Origin of the sequence: Bacillus sp. EB01 (assembly GCF_000613125.1) — a bacterium.
Classification (GTDB): domain Bacteria; phylum Bacillota; class Bacilli; order Bacillales; family Cytobacillaceae; genus Bacillus_D.
This window is the reverse complement of the sequence record NZ_HG964497.1, coordinates 2,075,130-2,096,000: the sequence shown is the minus strand read 5'-3', so window position 1 is coordinate 2,096,000 and position 20,871 is coordinate 2,075,130. Positions and strand designations below refer to the sequence as shown.

The 20,871-nt window shown below is 45.4% G+C and carries 14 protein-coding genes; 10 read left to right on the top strand and 4 right to left on the bottom strand.

Annotation, left to right across the window (positions count from 1 at the left end; genetic code table 11):
- Window positions 1-5: 5 nt before the first annotated feature.
- The 8 genes from TY16_RS09410 (at window position 6) to TY16_RS09375 (ending at window position 13,153) form a co-directional block, all read left to right on the top strand.
- Window positions 6-1,796, top strand: coding sequence for a hypothetical protein (locus TY16_RS09410; RefSeq protein ID WP_043931622.1), 1,791 nt, complete (start codon window positions 6-8; stop codon window positions 1,794-1,796).
- Window positions 1,796-2,881, top strand: a complete 1,086-nt coding sequence (locus tag TY16_RS09405; protein ID WP_043931620.1) for an ATP-binding protein — start codon at window positions 1,796-1,798, stop codon at window positions 2,879-2,881. The genes TY16_RS09410 and TY16_RS09405 overlap by 1 nt, the downstream gene beginning before the upstream one ends.
- Window positions 2,878-5,145 (top strand): DUF5682 family protein, encoded by a 2,268-nt coding sequence (locus TY16_RS09400; RefSeq protein WP_043931619.1) that lies wholly within the window; start codon window positions 2,878-2,880, stop codon window positions 5,143-5,145. The genes TY16_RS09405 and TY16_RS09400 overlap by 4 nt, the downstream gene beginning before the upstream one ends.
- A 1-nt stretch (window position 5,146) precedes the next feature.
- Entirely contained in the window at window positions 5,147-6,334 is a 1,188-nt protein-coding gene (locus TY16_RS09395; protein ID WP_043931618.1) for a VWA domain-containing protein, read from the top strand.
- A gap of 72 nt (window positions 6,335-6,406) precedes the next feature.
- Window positions 6,407-7,144, top strand: coding sequence for a YwaF family protein (locus tag TY16_RS09390; RefSeq protein ID WP_043931616.1), 738 nt, complete (start codon window positions 6,407-6,409; stop codon window positions 7,142-7,144).
- A gap of 283 nt (window positions 7,145-7,427) precedes the next feature.
- Window positions 7,428-8,531 carry a cytochrome-c peroxidase gene (locus tag TY16_RS09385; protein WP_052342662.1) on the top strand — a complete coding sequence of 368 codons (1,104 nt, stop codon included), beginning with the start codon at window positions 7,428-7,430 and terminating at the stop codon, window positions 8,529-8,531.
- A gap of 830 nt (window positions 8,532-9,361) precedes the next feature.
- On the top strand, window positions 9,362-9,952 hold the full coding sequence (locus tag TY16_RS09380; RefSeq protein WP_043931614.1) for a transposase: 591 nt from the start codon (window positions 9,362-9,364) through the stop codon (window positions 9,950-9,952).
- An 87-nt stretch (window positions 9,953-10,039) separates the two neighbouring features.
- A complete protein-coding gene (locus tag TY16_RS09375) occupies window positions 10,040-13,153 on the top strand; it encodes a DEAD/DEAH box helicase (RefSeq protein ID WP_442853249.1) in 3,114 nt (1,037 codons plus the stop codon).
- A gap of 45 nt (window positions 13,154-13,198) precedes the next feature.
- Here TY16_RS09375 and TY16_RS09370 read toward each other — a convergent pair whose 3' ends face one another.
- Window positions 13,199-14,107: a DsbA family protein gene (locus TY16_RS09370; RefSeq protein WP_043934622.1), complete on the bottom strand. Its 909-nt coding sequence runs from the start codon at window positions 14,105-14,107 to the stop codon at window positions 13,199-13,201.
- Window positions 14,108-14,298: 191 nt separating this feature from the next.
- Between TY16_RS09370 and TY16_RS09365 the strand changes: the two genes are divergently transcribed.
- On the top strand, window positions 14,299-14,847 hold the full coding sequence (locus TY16_RS09365; RefSeq protein WP_155922197.1) for a TetR/AcrR family transcriptional regulator: 549 nt from the start codon (window positions 14,299-14,301) through the stop codon (window positions 14,845-14,847).
- A gap of 728 nt (window positions 14,848-15,575) precedes the next feature.
- On the opposite strand, the gene TY16_RS09360 is transcribed toward TY16_RS09365, so the two are convergent.
- Window positions 15,576-17,405: a CocE/NonD family hydrolase gene (locus tag TY16_RS09360; protein ID WP_052342661.1), complete on the bottom strand. Its 1,830-nt coding sequence runs from the start codon at window positions 17,403-17,405 to the stop codon at window positions 15,576-15,578.
- A gap of 198 nt (window positions 17,406-17,603) precedes the next feature.
- Between TY16_RS09360 and TY16_RS09355 the strand changes: the two genes are divergently transcribed.
- On the top strand, window positions 17,604-19,013 hold the full coding sequence (locus TY16_RS09355; RefSeq protein ID WP_155922334.1) for an NAD-dependent succinate-semialdehyde dehydrogenase: 1,410 nt from the start codon (window positions 17,604-17,606) through the stop codon (window positions 19,011-19,013).
- A gap of 52 nt (window positions 19,014-19,065) precedes the next feature.
- Here TY16_RS09355 and TY16_RS09350 read toward each other — a convergent pair whose 3' ends face one another.
- The gene (locus TY16_RS09350; protein ID WP_052342660.1) at window positions 19,066-19,515 is read right to left on the bottom strand and encodes a PepSY domain-containing protein; all 450 of its coding nucleotides are present in this window, start codon (window positions 19,513-19,515) and stop codon (window positions 19,066-19,068) included.
- Between the two features lie 232 nt (window positions 19,516-19,747).
- The gene (locus TY16_RS25160) at window positions 19,748-20,686 is read right to left on the bottom strand and encodes a PepSY domain-containing protein (protein WP_052342659.1); all 939 of its coding nucleotides are present in this window, start codon (window positions 20,684-20,686) and stop codon (window positions 19,748-19,750) included.
- Window positions 20,687-20,871 lie beyond the last annotated feature (185 nt).

The following is a 20,871-nucleotide window of genomic DNA, read 5'->3' as shown; positions in this document are numbered from 1 at the left end:
GAACTATGAGCATACCTGTTTTACTAGAATTGCAGGAAGAGACGCGGAGGTTTGCCATTGCAGGCAGTGACCTGGCTCGGGGTGACATGAAACTGCAAAAGGCGATCCCGGTTTTAAAGAAAATGGGAGAGAAAGTCCCCGTATTTAAACGCCTAAGTCAATTGACTGAGGAACTTGCATACGGAAGCGGCAGTTCTGCTGATGATTTGCTAGAGCTTTCGCAACTGTTGTCATCCGTCTTATATACAATGGGAACTACCGGAAAACAAGGTGAAATTGCCTATGAAAACTATAGTCTTCCCTATCAGACTGATATGGCTTATCTTTCCTTGGCTTCCATTCTTCAGGCATTGGAATCTACGGGTCCAGGGAGAACTGAAGTAGTCAAGGAAGCACATTTTGCTGGAAAAATGAATGACTTACGGCTCGTGCTGCCATTAATTTCAGCATTGGATGATGCGAATGCGCTTCTGGCAGATTTTATCGAGGAAAAGGTTATACCGGGATTCGGAAGAAAAATTGTTCCATTGATAAAAGAGTCTTTCAATCCAAAAGGAAAAGCAGGGGACAGCCGACGGATACGTGCCATCCATACGATTCTTGGGAAAGACGGGCTGCCATTTTACCTGGAGGCTCTCGAAACAGGTTCCCCAGGGGTGAAGGAGACAGTTCTTGGGATTCTGGCAGACTATGCTGAGTGTGAACATGTGCTGATTGATTACACTAAGGCAAAGAAGCAGGACATAAGGCGCGCCGCCTTCACTTCCCTTGCAAAGCGGGCAACCTCGGAAGCACTGGATTGCATCGCAAACGCCCTCGAAACAAAGGACTCGGAATTAATTATTGAAGTGGCGGGAGCACATCCGTCAGCCGCAATGGCAGATACGATGCTTTCTTATGCAAAAAAGCTGTACCACGAGCAGAAGGACGCCAAAAAGAAACCTGATGACCATTCGCTGCTTTGGGCAATTTGGACTCTTGAGGGTGCAAATAGCGGGGAAATTTGTGCTTTCCTTCAGGAAGTTGCTGCAGACTCTCGGGTTTCAATAGATGCTGTACGCAAAGCAGCCGATATTCTAATGAGGCAGCCAAAGAAGGAGTATGTAGAATTTGTTGAAAAGCTTTTTCTTTTGCCAAAAAAAGCAAAGCTTGCTGGTTTATCCTTAAAGGCATCTTTGCGCCATCGTTCTGCCGCAGAAATTTACGACATGTATTCTGGTTATGTTGAAAAATCGGGCAAAGATTCCGCCCGATTGGCAATCCTGGAGGCGATGGAAGAGCTTGTGTTCCTTAAAAATAGCCTTAGGGTGTTCGATGAGGAATTTATGTGGCATCCTTACCGGGAGAATTACGAAGAAGCAGATCTGAGTTCAACGGTTGAGTGGGATGACAGATGGGTTCCGCTATTGATTTCACAAGATGAACATAAACTCGTATTCAGAATGGCCCATAAGGTTCACGGACAAGCACACCTTGATTTTATTTTTGAAAAAATAAACAAAAAACCAACCTTTAATGACAAAACAACCGTGCTGGCCCTGGCTTCGCTCTTCCAGATTGGATACCAGGATGTTTTCGAGGTGGTTTACGAAGTATTGAAAAAGACAGACGCATCGATGAAATCAGGAAGCTACTATTATTATAAGGCGAATGAGAATTTGGCATTGCTGTATCAGCTGCCAGCCGAAAAGGCAGACAGGCTTGAGGAAATCGCTAAAACCGAAATTAACAATGAAAAAATTAAAGAGATATTGTTTGAGATATCCGGTGAAATGAGCTCGCGGAGGGAAATATAATGACAGAATTACTGCGGTTGCCAGCAGAAAAGCTGTATCAGGAAGAATTAGAGATTTTGAGAAAAGAAGAGAAGGGGAATGTTCCCGAAGGCTGGCTGCTGTCACCAAAATCGGTCTATACGTTCATTGCGGGCGGAACTGCAGGGAAGAAAGAGATAGTCCCCAAATATATCGGAAATAAAAGGCTTATAGAAATGGCGATTGCCACACTTGTAACTGACAGAGCGCTGCTGTTGATTGGTGAGCCAGGAACTGCAAAATCAACTTTGTCCGAATTGCTTGCCGCAGCTATTCACGGCGACTCAGGAAAAATCATACAGGGGACAGCAGGTACAACAGAGGAGCAAATCCGCTATAGCTGGAACTATGCGATGCTGCTTGCAAACGGGCCTTCTGTAGAGGCTCTTGTCAAAAGTCCGGTTTTTCGGGCCATGGAAACTGGCGGAATTGCCCGCTTTGAAGAAATCTCGCGGTGCTCGTCCGAGGTTCAGGATGCACTGATATCCATATTATCAGAAAAGAGCATGACAATCCCTGAGCTTGGCGAGGAAGTTTCCGCAGTAAGAGGATTCTCGATTATTGGGACTGCCAATACACGTGACCGCGGTGTTAATGAAATGTCTTCGGCCTTAAAGAGGCGCTTTAACATTCTAGTTTTGCCGACTCCAGGTAATATCGAGACTGAAATGGACATCGTCCGCAAGCGAGTCGGCGAACTGTCTTCCCAATTTCGTCTTCAGGCTGAATTGCCTTCCGAAGAACTGGTCGAAAAAGTGGTAACAATTTTCCGGGAACTTCGAGCCGGAATGACCATGGACAGGAAAGAAAAACTTAAATCGCCAAGCGGCGTTATTTCCACAGCAGAAGCGATTTCACTTCTAACAAACAGCATGGCGCTGGCCGGAAGCTTCGGGACTGGACAAATTAGCGAGGAAGATGTGGCTGCCGGGCTGCAGGGGACGGTTGTTAAGGACGAAGAGAAGGACAGCATCGTCTGGAAGGAGTATCTGGAGAATGTGATGAAGAAAAGGGGCTCCGAGTGGCGCAAGCTGTACAACGCATGCAGTGAGATGAACGGGCGATGAAGCCTCATGTATTCGGGGTGCGCCATTTGTCTCCAGCTGCAGCGTGGCATTTAGAGAGGGTTCTCGATGAAATCAATCCTACAGCCGTCCTGATCGAAGGGCCTGCCGATATGAGTCCGCTTCTGGAGGATATTGCCAGGAAACATGTAAAACCTCCGATTGCCATAATGGCTTATACAACCGAGTTGCCGATTGAATCAATTGTATATCCTTTGGCTGACTATTCCCCGGAATACCGGGCAATTCTCTGGGCTATTGATCATGGCGCACACGTGGAGTTCATCGATTTACCGGCAGAGAATTCGTTTGCAATTGCAAGGGTAGAGCAATCGGACGATCAGGATGATCGAATGCAGGTGGAGGATCGAGTTTCAATATATGATGAGATAGCGAGGCTGTCGGGCGAGCATGATTATGAATCATATTGGGAACGTTCATTCGAGACTATCAGAAATGGGCACTCCTTCATCTCCTCCATGAATGCATTTTCCATTGAGCTCCGTTCACAAGCGACTGAGACAGACAGTAAATCGGAGCAAAAGCATAACGCCATTCGTGAAGCGTATATGAGAAGCCGAATTAAGGCGACTATTTTGGGAGGCCATTCTCCTGAGAAAACCGTTGTCGTCACAGGGGGGTTCCATATTAAAGGGCTGCTTGATGAGGACGGCGGGGAGGCTGAATTGAATGGACTTCCAATAGTGCCGGTTAATTTGACTTTAATGCCGTACTCGAATTTCAGGCTTTCGTCCCGCTCAGGCTATGGTGCCGGCAATCATGCACCGGCTTATTTTAAAATGGTTTGGGACTGCCTCATGGAGGAAGACCCGGAAAAGCTTCCGGTCTTTTATTTAACCTCTCTCGCAGCTGAATTAAGGAAGACAGGAACATTCCGTTCAACAGCAGAAGTAATGGAGGCCTGCCGGCTTGCATATGCGCTCGCCTCCCTCAGAAATGGAAGGCCAACCCTTCGTGATTTGAGGGATGCAGCGACGATGTGCCTTGGACATGGGGATTTTTCAGTTATATCTCCTGCCTGCGTTAAAATTGAAATTGGGGCAGATATTGGCCGACTGCCTGAAGGAATTGCCCAAACGCCGGTACAGCAAGATTTTAAGAGAAGGCTGCAAGAGCTAAAGCTGACAAAATACAAAACCAATGTTTCTGCTTCAATACAGCTTGACCTCCGGGAAAACAGGCGGGTGAAAAGCAGGGAAGCCGCATTCCTGGACAGAAACCGGTCATTCTTTTTTCATCAGCTGAAAACACTGGGTGTCGACTTTGCCAGCCAGGGTGCCTATAGCCAGGGCCATGGAAACTGGGGGGAGCTGTGGAACCTTCGCTGGAGCCCTGAAACTGAAATCCAGCTTGTAGAATCAACGCTATTGGGTGAAACGATTGAGCTAGCCGTTGCCTTTGTATTGAAGGAAAGGTTAGAAAAGGCAAATAATGTTGCCGAGGCGTCACGCGTAATTCGTGACAGCTATTTATGCGGAATGATGGGGATGATGGAAGAGGCGAGGCGGGCTGTGGTAAGGCTGGGCACCGAAACAGGGGATTTTAACGAGACTGCTTCAGCCATTGCTCAGCTTGCTTATGTCCTTCAATTTGGTGATGTGCGAGGCCTTGATACTGCACCGCTCATTCCTCTTATAGCCAGACTGTTCCTTAGGGGGACGCTTCTTTTGCCAAGTGCAGCCTTATGCAATAATGATGCGGCACGCGGGGTTATCGAAGGAATGCGCGACATGAATGAGGCTGCCCGGGAGCTCTATGAACATGTTGATGAAGGCCTTTGGCTTGCTGCATTGAGGGAAGTGGGCAGTCGGGATGATCTGAACCCGCTGCTTTCAGGATATGGCTGTGCAGTGCTTCTGGAACGGAATGAACTTGCGCCGGAACAATTGGAGCAGGAAGTATCAAGAAGGCTCTCTCCTGGAATTCCCGCTGACCTTGGCGGAGCCTGGTTTGAGGGGCTTTGCTTGAGGAATAAGTATGCGCTGATTTCCCGCCCATTTCTGTGGGAGCAAATGGACACCTACATCGCAACATTGTCAGATGAGGAGTTCCTCCGCGCTCTCGTATTTTTGCGAAGATCTTTTACTGCCTTCACCGCCTCGGACAAGGCGAGGATTGCCGAAATTCTCGCAGGCTTCTGGGGTCTGGAGGCTTTGGAGGTAAGTGAATACTTGAACGACGAAATAAGTGATTCGGAAGAACGGGTGCTAGATCAACTAAATGATTTTGATTTTGGGGACTGGTAATATGGATAGCCAAAAAAAACGCTGGAGATTGATTCTCGGCCAGGCTGCTGAAAAAGAATTGGCTGGTACGGAAGGCCAGCAATTGCTAACAGACGAAGAAATGGTGATGGACGAAGCGCTTGCTGCACTCTATGATACGGAAACCGGTGTGGGGACCGAGGAAGGGGGCAGAATGGCTTCTATTGGAGGTCTTGGAAGCGGAATCCGGCTTGCCAAGTGGCTTGGCGATGTCCGAAGCTTTTTTCCGGATGACATCGTATCTGTCGTTCAACAGGATGCAATTGAAAGAAAAGGACTAACCCAGCTTCTTTTTGAACCGGAAACACTTAAAAATGTAAAACCGAGCATTGAAATGGTTGCGACACTTATGGCGCTGAAAGGAAGGATTCCCGAACGCACGAAGGATACAGCGAGGGAACTGGTCAGGAGTGTGGTGGAAGACATTAAGAGGCTCCTCGAAAACGATGTCAGGAGAGCCGTCAAGGGTGCATTGAACCGGAAAGAAAGAACGCTCATTTCCGGCGGCACGCAAAGCATCGACTGGAAATATACGATTCAGCGCAATCTGAAAAATTATGATAAAGAACGAAAAATTATTGTACCTGAGCGCTTTTACTTTTTTGATAGAAAAAGAAATTCGAACAATTGGACAATCATTCTCGATATTGACCAGAGCGGCTCGATGGCAAACTCAGTCATTTATGCCTCAATCATCGGTTCAATTTTTGCGAGTATACCGGCTTTGAAGACTCATATTGTGGCGTTTGATGATAAATTCGTTGATTTGACTGAGCAGGCCAAGGATGATCCGGTGGATTTGTTGTTTGGCATCCAACTCGGTGGAGGTACTGACATCAATAAGTCACTCGCATATTGTCAAACCTTGATCACTGACCCTGGAAAAACAATCTTTTTGCTCGTTTCCGATTTATACGAGGGCGGTAACCAGGCTGCGATGCTAAGGCGGATGAAAGAAATGCATGAATCCGGGGTGACGGTTGTCGCATTGCTAGCTCTTTCGGATCAAGGTTTGCCGAGTTACGATGAAGCCATTGCCAGCAGGCTTGGTAAAATGGGGATACCTAGCTTTGGCTGCAGTCCGAATCTCCTGCCCGATTTGCTTGGAGATGTCCTGAAGGGCAATGATCTCTCAAAGTGGACCAAAAAAAACATGGCGAGGAAAAACTAAGGCTAAATCATTTTTTACAAGACCGTACATAGTAATAAGTAAATGATTAGCTTATGTGAAGGAGTGAGCCGGATGGAATGGTTCGGCGGAAGTTCGAAGGATATTCGCTTTGAGATGTTTGGAACCTCCCACCTGGTTATTTTGGGAATCCTAATTGCTGCTTCCATCGGAATCTTTTTATTTCGGGAAAAATTGAAAGGAAGGCACCATCGTAAAATTGAAGTCGGGGCAGCCGTCTCAATGGTTATGATGGAGACTCTTTATAATGTCTGGATGTATACGAATGGCGTCTGGCGATCGATGGATTCGCTGCCTGCGGGGTTGTGCAGCATCAGCCTCATTTTGGCTGTAATCCTGCTGTTTACGCAGAGCAAGGCGGTCTACGATGTTTTGCTCTACACCGCGCTGCTTGGTGCGACTCAGGCGCTGGCAACTCCATATCTCTTTTTCGATTTCCCGCATTTCCGGTTCATACACTTTTTCTATACGCATTTAATGATTGTGCTCGTCCCGCTCTATTTCACATGGGTTCACGGCTACCGCCCAACGATTTGGTCGGTCGTGAAACTGTTCGTGTTCCTGAACCTGCTCTTGCCCGTTGTCATACTAATCAACAAACTGGTCGGCGGCAACTACATGTATTTGAGCCATAAACCCGAAACCGCAAGTTTGCTGGACTTTCTCGGGCCTTACCCCTGGTATATCGTTTCGCTTGAGGGGCTGCTCATTTCACTCAGCCTCATTGTCTGGCTTATTTTCCGTGAAAAAGGCAAGGGGAAAAGACAAGGTGTGGCGAGGTCGATTGATTAGGTTTTAGAAAGCGAAAGAGTCCTTCGCACTTTTGTGTGGAGGATTTTTTTATAAGAGAATTATATTTGGAAATGGATTTTGATGAACGGTTTTCCAAGAGGTGTGGTTTCCAAGAAGACTGGTTTAGTTCAACTAGAAGTTTGAGGTTATAGTTAGGTGGTCTCCAAGTCATCGGGTTTTCAAGTTCTCCACGTTTAGAAAATTGTTCACATTGCGATGCTCTTTTGCTGGCTTGAGGAATTTATAATGAAAGTACCAGTGCAGATTCGGAGGTACTTCCATTATGGCTAAATACACTATTGCTTTGCTTTTTCTTATTTTTATAGTAATTAATCTTGCAGGATGCGGGAAAGAATCATCTGTCCCGAGTCCAACCGGCAAACCTTCTGCAACCGAAGATGATCAACAGGCTATTGAGGTAACCGAGGAACTTAAATATGTATTGCAGACTCATCAGGCGCTGACGCCAATTGGCGACATTCCAATACCCGAGGATAATCCGATGACACCCGAGGTTTTGAAGCTTGGCCAGGTTCTTTATTTTGACCCGCGCCTATCCGGCAAAAACGACCGGAGCTGCGCATCCTGCCATGAGGCGGACCTTGGTTATGGGGACGGCAAAGCGGTCTTTGAAAAAATCGATGGGACTAACGGGGCAAGGAATTCTCCTACCGTCATTAACTCTGGATACTATAAGACCAATTTCTGGGATGGCCGTGCAGCTTCGCTGGAGGAGCAGGCCCTTGGCCCAATCGAAAATCCAAATGAAATGAACCAAAAGCTCGATGAATTGATACGAGAACTGAATGCGATACCAGGATATGAAGAACTGTTCGTAGCAGCATTTGGGAACGGGATAACGAAAGAAAACATTGCAAAGGCCATTGCGGCATTTGAACGGCAGATTGTCGTTCGGGATACACCTTACGACCGGTTCCTCGAGGGTGAAAATGACGCGTTGACTGACCAGGAAGTCCGCGGGCTCGACCTGTTTGTCGGCAAGGCGATGTGCGTTACCTGCCACAACGCAATGAATCTGTCCGACAACAATTACTACAATATTGGTCTGGAGTCTGAGGATGAAGGCCGATTCGCGGTAACGAAGGATCCAGATGATTTGGGCCGGATCCGGACACCTGGATTGTATGGAATAACCCACACCGGCCCGTATATGAGGGACGGCAGCATTGAGACAATTGAAGAAGTCATCGAGTATTACAATAGCGGAGGGGAAAACCATCCGAACAAAAGCATCTTTATGAAACAATTTATGCCGCTTGGTTTGACAAAGGAAGAGAAGGCGGATCTGCTCGCATTTTTGAAGACGTTGGGTGGGGAGCCTCCTGTCTTTGAAGCACCTGAGCTGCCTGGAATGAAAGGAAACTAATACTTGGATATGCCCTTCCTGGTTTTTAAACTGTGAGGGGTTTTTGCTTCGACTAACTAATAGTGCCAGAATAACTACACCCGTCCCGGAGGCTACTCTTTATTCCTAGTTGGATGCGGAACATAGCAACTTTTCACTAGTATTACTTAGAGACTCACTAGTCATCTCGCATGAAAAACTAGTAGTACTCAGAGTAGTACTAAAAGTGCTATATCCCGGAGCCTACACTTTATTCCTAGTTGGATGCGGAACATAGCAACTTTTCACTAGTATTACGCAGAGACTCACTAGTCATCTCGAATGAAAAACTAGTAGTACTCAGAGTAGTACTAAAAGTGCTATATCCCGGGGGCTACACTTTATTCCTAGTTGGATGCGGAATATAGCAACTTTTCACTAGTATTACGCAGAGACTCACTAGTCATCTCGAATGAAAAACTAGTAGTACTCAGAGTAGTACTAAAAGTGCTATATCCCGGAGGCTACACTATATTCCTAGTTGGATGCAGAATATGGCAACTTATCACTAGTACTACTCAGAGGCTCACTAGCAATCCTATACTTAAAACTAGTACTACTCAGAGACTTACTAGCCAATCCGCTTGAATATTAGTAAATTAAAAGCACTTTATTATTAAGGAAGCAGCCTATTACTAACCAACCGTGCAATACTTATTTTCAAAAGTATTTACTGGAGAAAATATTTTTAAAAAAAGAAGGAAATAGCTTTTGAAAAGAGAAATAATAACCGTGTAAATCCTTCTAAATTTCTACATTTCTGTAGAAACTCTCCACTCATTATTCCATTATAAACAATTAAGAAGGTTGTGATGCGCTTGTCTGGAAGGAATCGAGTCTGGTTTAAAGGTGCCCAATTTCATGTCATAAGCAGAGGAATCCGGAGAACAATATTATTTCATTCTGATGAGGACAGGGAGATGTATCTGGATTTCGTTAAAATGGTTCAGCAAAGATATCCTTTTAACCTTCATTCATATTGTATTATGCCTAACCATGTTCATCTTCAGATTGAAACGATTGAGCACCCTCTAAGTAAAATCATGCAAGCTATAAATGCTGGGTATGCCAGGTATTTTAATAAAAAGCATCGTCATAGCGGTTATGTATTTGAGAGAAGATATAAGTCCTTCCTTGTTACCAACCCTAGATACGAACTGGAACTAAGCCGGTATATCCATCTTAACCCCATCAGGGCAGGCCTGGCGGAACAACCAGAAGAGTACCGCTGGAGCAGTATAAAAGCATATTGTAGAAACGGAAAACCCACCATTGTAACTACCAGCAAGCTCCTTTCCCATTTTCCACCTCCCCAAACAGAAAATTACCTTTCCTACCTTAATCTAAAGCGGAATTCCAAAACACCTTCCCTGGAAACAAATATCCCAACAGGCTATAATTAAAGTTACTTTGGAATGAAAATGAAAGGAACGAAACACTCCTTGACTATAAAAGTTACTCAATCAATGATTAAAGATCGCTGCGGGGTCGTGTCCTTGAAAAGGGGTACGGCGTTTTACCAGGCGAATAAAGTGGTTATCCAATCTCTTACCAGTTCAAACTGTTCAGCAATTGTTAAAGGTGCAGAGGATTTTCATGTACTTGTCGAATCCAATGGAAAAGGGGGATTCCAGACATCGTGCAGCTGTCCGACACTTGCATCAGTGCGGCAGGAGTGCCAGCATGTTGCGGCAGTGCTTCTTGCCCTGTCGAATCAGCTGAATGAACAGAAGGAAAATCCTGCTTCAAAGCAAGGTGCTGCAAACAACTTTCAGAGCCTGCTCAGGAACCAATCAAAGCTCAAAAGCCGCAAGCAGCTTCACTTTGAGACAAGGGAAGTGCTGAATCCTGTATTTATCGTTACTCCCGTTAAACTAGCGAACGGGAGATGGATGCTCGGAATTGAAGTTTCTTTATTTGAAAAGTCCACCGAGGACATCCGCCAATTCCTTGAACAGGTGCAAAACGGCACTATGAGTTCCGTATCCCTATACAATCCAGCTCTTCATTGCTTTGAAAAAGAAGCAGATGATGTTCTTATGCTGTTAATTAAGATTCTTGAGGATGAGAAAGCCATAGTGGGGGCGGAAGTAAAAGCAAGAGCCCAGTCAATGCTGATACCCCCATCCTCCTGGCACCAAGCCGCCCAGCTTCTCGAAAAGGCACAAGATGTAAAGCTAATTATCGATGGAATGGAGTACAAAAGTTTCAATGTATCCAAAGGGTATCTTCCATTAAAAATAGAACTATCTGAAACTGAACCAGGCAGAAATTACTTAGAAATAGAAGGAATGGACCGGGTTTTCCTGTTGGAAGCATATGACGCTGTTTTTTCAGATGGGAAGCTGGTCCAGCTTACTCGGGAAGAAGCCGCGACACTTTCCGAACTTCAAGTGCTGATGAAGGGATCTGCTTCAGGCAGAATTCCGGTATCAGCGGATCAGACGGCTTATTTTCAGGAAAAAATTGTTCCGGCCTTAAGGAATCTTGGAACTATTCAAATTCAGGAGTCCATGTCTAGCTACGAACGAAAGCCACTGGTCGCCAAGCTTTATCTTGATCGTGTGAAAAACCGGCTGCTTGCCGGGCTTGAATTTCATTACGGACATCATTTAATTGATCCTCTTGATGGCAATACGATTGATTCAAGTCCCGGAGTGATCCGCAATTGGGTAAAAGAACATGAAATACTTGAAATAATGGAGGAAAGCTCATTTGCAAAGACCGAAGGCGGTTATTTTTTGCATAATGAGGAGCTGGAGTATGAGTTCTTATATCATATCCTCCCTAGGCTGCAAAAGCTTACCCAGGTTTATGCGACAACTTCGGTCAGGAACAGAATCTTTCGCGAGAATCTGCAGCCAAGGATCAGCGTAAAAGTGAAGAAAGAGCGTACCAACTGGCTGGAATTCAAGTTTGAACTGACAGGGATATCTGAACAGGAAATTAAGAATGTGCTCGCTGCGCTTGAAGTGAAACGTAAGTACTACCGGTTGCGGGATGGTGCGCTGATGTCTCTCGAGACACGCGAGTTCGAAGAAATTCAACGATTCCTGAAAGCAGGACCAATCCAAACGGCGGACCTTGAAGAGGGGTTGAACGTACCGCTTCTCGAAGGCTTGCGGATGCTTGACGGGCCGGACGAAGCAAACGTTTTTCAATTTGAAGACTCATTTCGGACTTTCCTTGATATGGCCGGAACCGAAACAGCGTATCCACTCCCGCCTTCGCTTGAAGCAACGCTTAGAGACTATCAAGCTGCGGGATATCAATGGATGAAAAGGCTGGCCGAATATGGTTTCGGGGGTATCCTTGCCGATGACATGGGACTAGGGAAAACGCTGCAAAGCATTTCGTTTATTCTGTCCGTGCTCCCTGAGATTCGGATGAACAACAGTCATGCTTTGATTGTTTGTCCGACTGCCGTCACATACAATTGGCTGAATGAATTCCTCAAGTTTGCACCAGAAATCAATGCAATTGTGGTTGATGGGAATAGAGAGGAAAGACAAAAGCTGGAGAATAATCTCGGTGATGTGGATGTGCTTATTACCACTTATACTTTGCTCCGGAAAGACCTTGGATGGTATGAACAGCAATCGTTCCACAGTGTCTTTTTTGATGAGGCACAGGCTTTTAAAAATCCAACCACACAGACATTCCGGGCAGTGAAAAAAATTAGAGCAAACCATAAATTTGCTTTAACCGGTACGCCAATCGAAAATTCGATAGAAGAATTATGGGCGATTTTTCACATTGTCTTTCCGGAATTGTTTCAGGGCCTTCGGGAATACAGCCACCTGACGAGAAAGCAGATTGCGCGGAGAATTCGTCCTTTTATGCTAAGGAGGATCAAGGAAGACGTGCTAGCCGAGCTTCCTGAAAAATTGGAAACAGTCGAATCAATCGAATTGCTCCCTGAACAAAAGAAGCTATATGCAGCCTTTTTATCAAAGCTCCGCCTTCAAACATTGAAGCATCTTGATAAAGAAACAATCAGGAAGAACAAGATCAAAATTCTTGCCGGATTGACGAGGCTGAGGCAAATATGCTGCCATCCGTCACTATTTGTGGAAGATTATCAGGGGCGCTCTGCGAAATTCGAACAGTTGCTCGAAATTGTCGATGAATGCAGGCAATCCGGAAGGCGAGTTCTGATATTCTCTCAATTTACAAAAATGCTTGAGCTGATACGCAAGGAATTTACCTATCAGGGGCTTCCTTTCTTTTACCTGGACGGCCAAACGCCTCCTGAGGAACGAGTCGATGTGTGCAATCGATTCAATGAAGGAGAGCGTGATTTTTTCCTGATCAGCCTGAAAGCCGGGGGTACCGGGTTGAATCTAGCAGGAGCCGACACTGTAATTTTATATGACCTTTGGTGGAATCCTGCAGTCGAGGAACAGGCTGCGGACAGGGCACACCGCATGGGCCAGAAAAATCCTGTCCAAGTTATTAAGCTGATCACTCGAGGCACAATTGAGGAAAAAATGAACGAATTGCAGGAGAAAAAACGTCATCTTGTTGAAGAACTTATTGATAATGGGGAAAAGGGGACAACAACCCTCACAGAGGAAGATATCAGGGAAATCCTGTCTATCTAAAGAGAACTCGTCCGGTTCAAAATTCCGGACGAGTTCTTTTTGTATTTAGTTCGATGTATAATACACTTCCCCAAGGATTTCGTTTGCCTGAAAACTTCCTGGTGAAAGTTCTATTTTTACAAAAGCAGCAACATCAGATTTTTCAATGTCATACATCACTTCAATTTCTTTAGAAAACAGCAGCTTTTCTTTTTTCAGAAGGGAGGAAAGAAGTGGCACTTGCTTCACCTGAACCTCTCCAGTGCCAAGGACCTGCTTTAATCCGTCAACGTAGTAGTCCAGCGGGCGTGCGCCGACCATTTTAACACCTTTATTTTCTTCATTCATCATAATGATCGTTGGAAATCCTCTTACGCCAAGGCTCCTTGAAAGTGCAAAATCTTCATTTAAAAGCTGGTGTCCGGACGGCTGATGGGCTTCTTTCACAATCGTTTCCCCGTTAAGGCCGATGCTATCAACGATTCCAACCAGGACTGAATTATCGGAAATGTTTTTGTTAAAGGCGAAAAGCTCCTCTCGTGCTCGCCTTAAGTATTCAGTGGCAAGTTCATCACCATGGTTACGCTGAATGACTTTAAAAACCCGGGAAGGAGGGAAGGATGATTGAACCGGATTGTCAATCATCAGTGAACCGTCTATTGGCATCCGGGAGTACTCACCAACTTCTCTCCAATGGCCGGCAACATCGGCAGGTTTAAAGATTCCATTTGCGGGGTCGATAGGTCCGTCTCCCCATTTTTCCAACAAACCTCCCATCACCGTATGAACATTAAAAACATGTCCATACTGCTCGATAAAGCGGCGCAGCACGGGCTCGAGCGCCCAGCAATGTGAGCAAATTGGATCCGTCACATAGTAAAGATTGATTGTTTTCTTAGGTTGATTGAAGTTAATCATTTCAATGCCATTGTCTTCAGCTGGCCCACAAATACCTGTCTCCAAGTCACAAACCATATTATTGTTTCTTTCCACAATAATCTCCCCGCTTTCATTTTTAGTTTACTAGTAGAACCAGCTTTGGAAGCTGGTTCTTTGCCTTCATCTTTATTCTAGGGGATAATAAATATCATCAAAACCAATAGTTTTTCAGGTCTGTCGTATATCCAACACATCGGGAAAATTGTTGAAAAAGTAGGTGACACATAGTGGAAGAGTTAAAAACAGACCCAAGAATTCTCAGGACCCGCAAGCTGATTATGGATTCTTTTATCGAATTGTCAGGGAAGAAGGATTTTAAGGATATTACAATAAAGGATTTAACAACTGAGGCGATGATCAACCGGGCTACGTTTTATTATCATTTCGAGGATAAATACGACCTTCTTGAAAAAGTTCTGTCTGAGGTATTGCAGATTAAATTGAATGACAAGGATTTCATTGATAAGGAACTGGATGAGGATGCACTTGTCAGTATGTTCCTGGCTATCACCAATTTCCAAATGACTTTGTCAAACCGCTGCCATGTCGGTTATCAAGATACGATCGCTCGAATTATTAGAGAGCAGATTGAAATCATTCTGTATAATATGCTGGCAAAAAAGCATTCGACGAAAACGGAATCGGAATTAAAGTTAACAGCTGCCATGTTAAGCTGGGGTCTTTATGGGGCTTCAGTCGAGTGGAAAAGGAATAGCGAACTTCCTCCAGAGGAATTCATTAAATTGGCAGCTCCAACCATCCTGAATAAACTATAACTAAAAAGGAGGAGGGTGTCCTAGCAGTATGCTTGGGCCCCCCTCTTTTTGACTCTGTGATTTCTTCTTCCCCAACCAAAGAAAGCCCTTGTGAATCATCATCGCAGAGACACGCCTATCTTGCTTGTCACGAGGAGTTTTGCGTACCTTAGGGCGGCCAGGGGCCAGTCCGGTTCAGAGCCTAGCCATTTGTCATCCTTGATATAGCTCCTCAATTTTCTTGTAACCATCATGGCTTGGAATGCGATGATGGTTACAGATCAAACTGATGGTACGACATTTTCTTCAGGCCACTACAAGAGTATTCTTCGGTAGCATAACATCGCACGAAATTATGCTATAGCACAATGAAAAGCTTATGAAAAAACAACGAGTGAGAAGAGTTTAGAAGAAGTATTTACTAGACGGAACTAGGGCCGGCAGAGTGAGATTCGTCGAGAAAAAAGCTTTTACTAGACGGAACTAGGGCCGGCAGAGTGAGATTCGTCGAGAAAAAAGCTTTTACTAGACAGAACTAGGGCCAGCAGAGGGAGATTCGTCGAGAAAAAGGTATTTACTAGGCCATCAATAACTTGAAGAAGTTGGCTCGGCAGTCAATAAGTAATGTGAAGTTAGTATAGATACAGAAGGAAAATTCCTTTTGATTGAATTTAGTGGAATGCGCAAAAATAAAAAGGCTGCCCCGACAGGTCATGGATTTCAAGACCTTTTGGGACAGCTTCTTTCATTTATTGTTCCTGTACAACAGGCAGGACAATCGAAGAAGGGTATTGTTTCGTGTTCATGATTGTCGCAATCCCGCCCAGCTGATTCAAGAGCTGCGGTGCCGGTGACATGGAATGCGGGAAGTCACTCGGGCCTATCGCGACCCGAAGTTTGTGTCCTTCTTTTATGACAAAATTGGAAGGGAAGATTTCCACATTCAGCTCCATCACTTCATTAGGTGTTACGTCCATAGCTGCCTCCCTTGTGAAGGGATGCCACGGTTGAATCATTTGTCCGTCAAGGAAGCGGCTCTTGCTTTCATCAACAGCGCGGTGTGAGGCTGCAAGCCAGCCAGCAGTAATTTCACGGGATGACCCATCCGGTGACACATCCGTAACACGGACGGAAAGGACAAGCTCCCTCGCCGTTGTTTTTGCAAAAATTTTGGCTGCAATTGGACCGGAGACGCGTAAATCACTACTTGCCGGTGCCGTCGTATAGGTAAGTTCGGTCAATTCTGTTAATCGATTATCCTTCGTGCATGGAATCGGATCCGGAATACCAGCCATCCATTGATTCGTGCTACCTGAACAGACGCCGTTCAATGGCTGCTGCAGCATAGATTTTGGCATCTCGAGCAATGATGGTGTTTCCTTTGTTAAAAGACCCCCCGCCCTGAGATAAAATTGCTGTGCTACGGTTTTTTGGTGCGGCCAGCCAGGCTGTACAACGAATTTGTCTTCTCCGATTACATATTGGGTCACATCCGGAATGCTGCCGATGTTAGTATTGATTCCTTTCAAATACTGATCGAACCATCTCAGTGCCAAATGGTCAAGAGTCGGTACATTATCTGCCGGCAGGCCGCTTCCATAGTTTCCATGTGTCCAGTTACCCATCAAAAGCTTAGTCTGTATTCCATTAGCCTTAAGCCGTTCATATAAAAGAGGTGTTCCCCTTTGAAATAAATCATGCAATCCGCCTGCGAAAAAGGCCGGAACTTTGATACGGTCAGCGACGCTTAGCGGCGAACGCATCCAAGCTTGGGGCCCATCATACGCAAATTCTCCGCCTGTCAGGACTGATGCCAAAGTGCTTGTTGGAAAACCTGTTGTCTGCCCGGCATGCCCTAATAGAACCGACGATGCCAGGATTGGTTCGGAAAGGGTATAGGTTGGCGGCATCAAACCGCTGCCGGTAACAAGGCCAAGCCAAAGTGGGATGAAGCCAGTATTAACGGTTCCCCCGGACATAAGGATGTCGCGGAACATATCCCCCATTGGGACAATTGGAAAAATTGCTTTAAGGCCTTCTGGCTGGTGGGCAGCCGTCAACAGCTGGTTAATTGCCCGATACGAAGATCCGTACAAACCCACTTTGCCATTGCTCCACTGCTGTGATGCCGCCCATTCAACAAGCTCTTTGCCGTCAAGCTGCTCAGACTCACCAAATGAATCCCATGTTCCCTGGGATGAGCCGGTTCCCCGGACATCGACAACCAGGTGTGCATAGCCGCGCTTAATAAAGTACTCATTAAGATTTTCACTGCTATTCATGTTTTTATTATAGGGTGTTTGTGTAAGGATGACGGGGAAGGGGCCTGGGCCATCTGGAAGATGCACGTCAGCAGTAAGAATGATACCATCCCGCATCTTAATAAAAAAATCCTTTTTAGTTGTAAAGCTGGCATATTGCTCTGGTCTGTCATAGGATACCGCTTCCCATTGTTTAAGCGGGTAAGATACCTTTGGTTTTGTAGTTTTATAAGTTGCTTGGACCAGGGACGGGGCGATTAATAGATTGATAAGAAGCAAAAATGTAAATCCAAGATGAAAATGCCTCCAGTGCATCATCATATCTCCTCCAAAATGTAAAGGCTTTCATTTAATGATAACCAACATCACGATGGGATTAAATACTGAAAAAGTACTAAATCCCCACTGCGTTTGGTGTATTTTCCGGAGTCTCCTGTAAGCAAAAACCCTATTAGTGATGCTATACTTTTTTCAAAAGGAGGGCTTGCAATGACAACATCCGAATCAACGAAAGGAATGTACATAAACGGTGAACCACTTTTTATGGAAAAGACCTTCATGGTGGAAAATCCAGCCACACTCGAACCAGTCGGGTATGTGCCTGATGGTGGACCCGATCAGGCTAGATTTGCTGTCGACGCGGCACACGAAGCTTTTCTAACTTGGTCAAAAAAGACCGCCCATGAACGTGCATCCTTACTCGAAAAATGGTATACGGTTATTGAGGAAAGAAAAGAAGAGCTGTCTGTGATGATTACGACTGAACAAGGAAAACCGCTACAGGAAGCAAGAGGAGAAATTAGCTATGCCAATTCATTTGTGAAGTGGTATGCAGAGGAGGCTAAGCGGATTTACGGTGAAACAATCCCAGCTTCATCCGGATCAAAGCGGATCCTTATCCAGAAACAACCGGTCGGTGTCGTTGCTGCCATCACTCCCTGGAATTTCCCTGCTGCGATGATTACTAGGAAAATCGCACCTGCACTTGCAGCAGGCTGTACTGCGGTCATCAAGCCGGCACCTGCTACACCACTGACAGCCTTGCTGCTCGCTGAATGTGCGCAGGAAGCAGGTATTCCGCCTGGTGTCATTAATATTGTGACAACAACCGATGCTGTTGCAGTTTCCGATGTCTGGATGGAAGATTCTCGTGTTAAAAAAATTACGTTTACCGGTTCAACACCAGTTGGTAAGCTGTTGATGAGGAAAGCGGCAGATACAGTCAAAAAGGTATCGCTGGAGCTTGGCGGGCTAGCACCTTTTATTGTTGCAGAGGATGCCGACATTCCTGCGGCTGTAGAAGGGGTGATTCAGTCCAAATTTCGGAATGCAGGGCAAACTTGCATATGTGCGAATCGGATTTATGTTCACGAAAGCAGAGAGACGGAATTCCTTGATGCGTTCGCTGCAGCATTCAGGGAAATGAAGGTAGGGAACGGCCTTAGTGAATCTGTTGACATTGGACCTTTAATTGATTACCGGGCCATTGAAAAAGTCCAACGGCATATCGACGATGCAGTTTCGAAGGGCGCAACAATAATTTCTGGACACCAGGTGGAAGAAGGGAAGGGCTACTTCATGCAGCCTCTCATTCTCTCAGGTGTTACAGATCAGATGGTTTGCATGCAGGAGGAAACTTTTGGACCTGTTGCACCGGTCAGCTCGTACAAGGATGATGAGGAAGTAATCCATCGAGCGAACAATACACCTTATGGCCTTGCTGCTTATGTACATACACAATCACTCAAGAAGGCATTTTATTTTTCGGAAAATCTTGAATTTGGCATTGTTGGAGTAAATGACGCACTTCCATCGACGGCCCAGGCGCCATTTGGCGGCATGAAGGAAAGCGGGCTTGGCAGGGAAGGCAGCCACCATGGTATCGACGAATTCCTGGAAATAAAATATATTTCACTTCAGTTATAATAAAAAAGCAGAATCCTCAAGTCAGGATTCTGCTTTTCTACTACAAAATTAGTTAAATGCGCTCATCGTCACTGTCATCATCGTTATCGTCTTTGTCATCAGAGTCATTTAGATCATCATCATTGTCGTCATCGTCATTATCGTCGCGGTCATCAAGGTCATCATCTCGGTCGTCATCTCTATCATGCTCCACCCTAGTAACTTCGCCGGAGACAGCGTCGATATGAACTTCCGTTTCGTTAGGGCCATCTTCAAATTCAAATTCATAAACGAGGCGCCCATGTTCAGTTTCTTTCTCCACATCCTCAATCGTACCGGTTGCTTCACGTTTGGCGATTTCGGTAGCTTCCTCAAGCGTGATTTGCTGGCCATTGGTTACTGTGTTAGAAGTTGCAGGTGATTTTTTAGAAGCTGCATCATCGTTTTCAGTTGCTCCTACTGCAAATGTTCCTCCGATAATGATTCCTGCTACCAATCCTGCTGAGATTAATTTGTTTTTCATTTTATTTATCCTCCTTGTTTTCTTCTTATTTTTACTATAACCTGTGAAAATGAGAGAATTAGAAGAGAAAGATTAGAAAATGATTAGAATTTTATACTCCCAGTTTTATTTCCAAATTGAACAAGTTACTGCCTGCATCTGTGAAAGAACTTTAATGAAAAATCATAATAGGCTAGAAAAGTAAAAAAGGTAGAATCCCATGGGATCCTACCTTCTGTTTTCTCAACTATGTTTACCTGTCATAGTCATCATCATTATCGTCATCGCCGCGATCATTATCGTTATCATTACTGCTTTTTACGTCATCGTCATCTCTATCGTCGCTGTCATCATCATCGCGATTCCCGCCGTTGTCGTCGTAGCCAGTATCACCGCTGTCATCATCATCGCGATTCTCGCCGTTGTCGTCGTAGCCAGTATCTTCGCTGTCATCATCATCGCGATTCCCGCCATTGTCGTCGTAGCCAGAATCGCCGCGGTCATCATCGTCGCGGTTCCCGCCATTGTCGTCGTAGCCAGAATCGTCGCTGTCATCATCATTGCGATTCCCGCCATTGTCGTCGTAGCCAGAATCGTCGCTGTCGTCATCATTGCGGTTCCCGCCATTGTCATCATAGCCAGTATCATCGCTGTCATCGTCGCTGCGACTCCCGCCATTGTCATCATAGCCGGTATCATCGCTGTCTTCATCACTGCGATTTCCACCATTGTCGTCATAGCCTTTATCATTAGCCGTTTTACTGTCGACTTTGGAGGCGGCGGAAGCAGAGCGCTCATTATCATCTTTGTCATCATCGTCGAGTTTTACCCTGATGACTTTGCCAGTCAAAGCATCAATACGGACTTCAGTTTCCTTGCTGCCATCTTTAAATTCAAAATGGTATTCAAGGCGGCCATGTTCGTATTCAGTTTCTATTTCTTTAATCCCGCCGCTTGCTGCACGTTTTGCAATTTCCGTTGCTTGCTCAACAGTAAGCTGTTTAACGCTTGTTTCTGAGTTCCCATTTGCTGATTCCGTTTTAATAAACGTCTTGCCATGCTCAGTTTCAATTCCTGACATCTTCGAATCATTCTGGCGGGCAACGTCATCCTTGTCACTTGCTCCCACTGTGAACGTTCCCCCAATGATAACTCCTGCCACCAAACCTGCCACCAACAGTTTGTTCTTCATGTTATCTCCTCCTTATCGTCTTCAGGTTCACTATATCCCGTGAAAATGAGAGAAGGGAGAAAGATAAATTAGAAATTGATTAGAATTTTATCCCACTCTTAAGGGACAGTAAGCCCTAAAGGGCAACTGTCCCTAAAGATCCGATTGGTTCACCTAACCATCAGTGGGGGATGAAACCCCCCCCC

What these genes read in the sequence shown, in the direction of transcription:
- TY16_RS09410 (WP_043931622.1), top strand. Translation starts at nt 6, where the DNA reads ATGAGCATACCTGTTTTACTAGAATTGCAGGAAGAGACGCGGAGGTTT.
- TY16_RS09405 (WP_043931620.1), top strand. Translation starts at nt 1,796, where the DNA reads ATGACAGAATTACTGCGGTTGCCAGCAGAAAAGCTGTATCAGGAAGAA.
- TY16_RS09400 (WP_043931619.1), top strand. Translation starts at nt 2,878, where the DNA reads ATGAAGCCTCATGTATTCGGGGTGCGCCATTTGTCTCCAGCTGCAGCG.
- TY16_RS09395 (WP_043931618.1), top strand. Translation starts at nt 5,147, where the DNA reads ATGGATAGCCAAAAAAAACGCTGGAGATTGATTCTCGGCCAGGCTGCT.
- TY16_RS09390 (WP_043931616.1), top strand. Translation starts at nt 6,407, where the DNA reads ATGGAATGGTTCGGCGGAAGTTCGAAGGATATTCGCTTTGAGATGTTT.
- TY16_RS09385 (WP_052342662.1), top strand. Translation starts at nt 7,428, where the DNA reads ATGGCTAAATACACTATTGCTTTGCTTTTTCTTATTTTTATAGTAATT.
- TY16_RS09380 (WP_043931614.1), top strand. Translation starts at nt 9,362, where the DNA reads ATGCGCTTGTCTGGAAGGAATCGAGTCTGGTTTAAAGGTGCCCAATTT.
- TY16_RS09370 (WP_043934622.1), bottom strand. Translation starts at nt 14,107, where the DNA reads ATGGTTTGTGACTTGGAGACAGGTATTTGTGGGCCAGCTGAAGACAAT.
- TY16_RS09360 (WP_052342661.1), bottom strand. Translation starts at nt 17,405, where the DNA reads ATGATGCACTGGAGGCATTTTCATCTTGGATTTACATTTTTGCTTCTT.
- TY16_RS09355 (WP_155922334.1), top strand. Translation starts at nt 17,604, where the DNA reads ATGTACATAAACGGTGAACCACTTTTTATGGAAAAGACCTTCATGGTG.
- TY16_RS09350 (WP_052342660.1), bottom strand. Translation starts at nt 19,515, where the DNA reads ATGAAAAACAAATTAATCTCAGCAGGATTGGTAGCAGGAATCATTATC.
- TY16_RS25160 (WP_052342659.1), bottom strand. Translation starts at nt 20,686, where the DNA reads ATGAAGAACAAACTGTTGGTGGCAGGTTTGGTGGCAGGAGTTATCATT.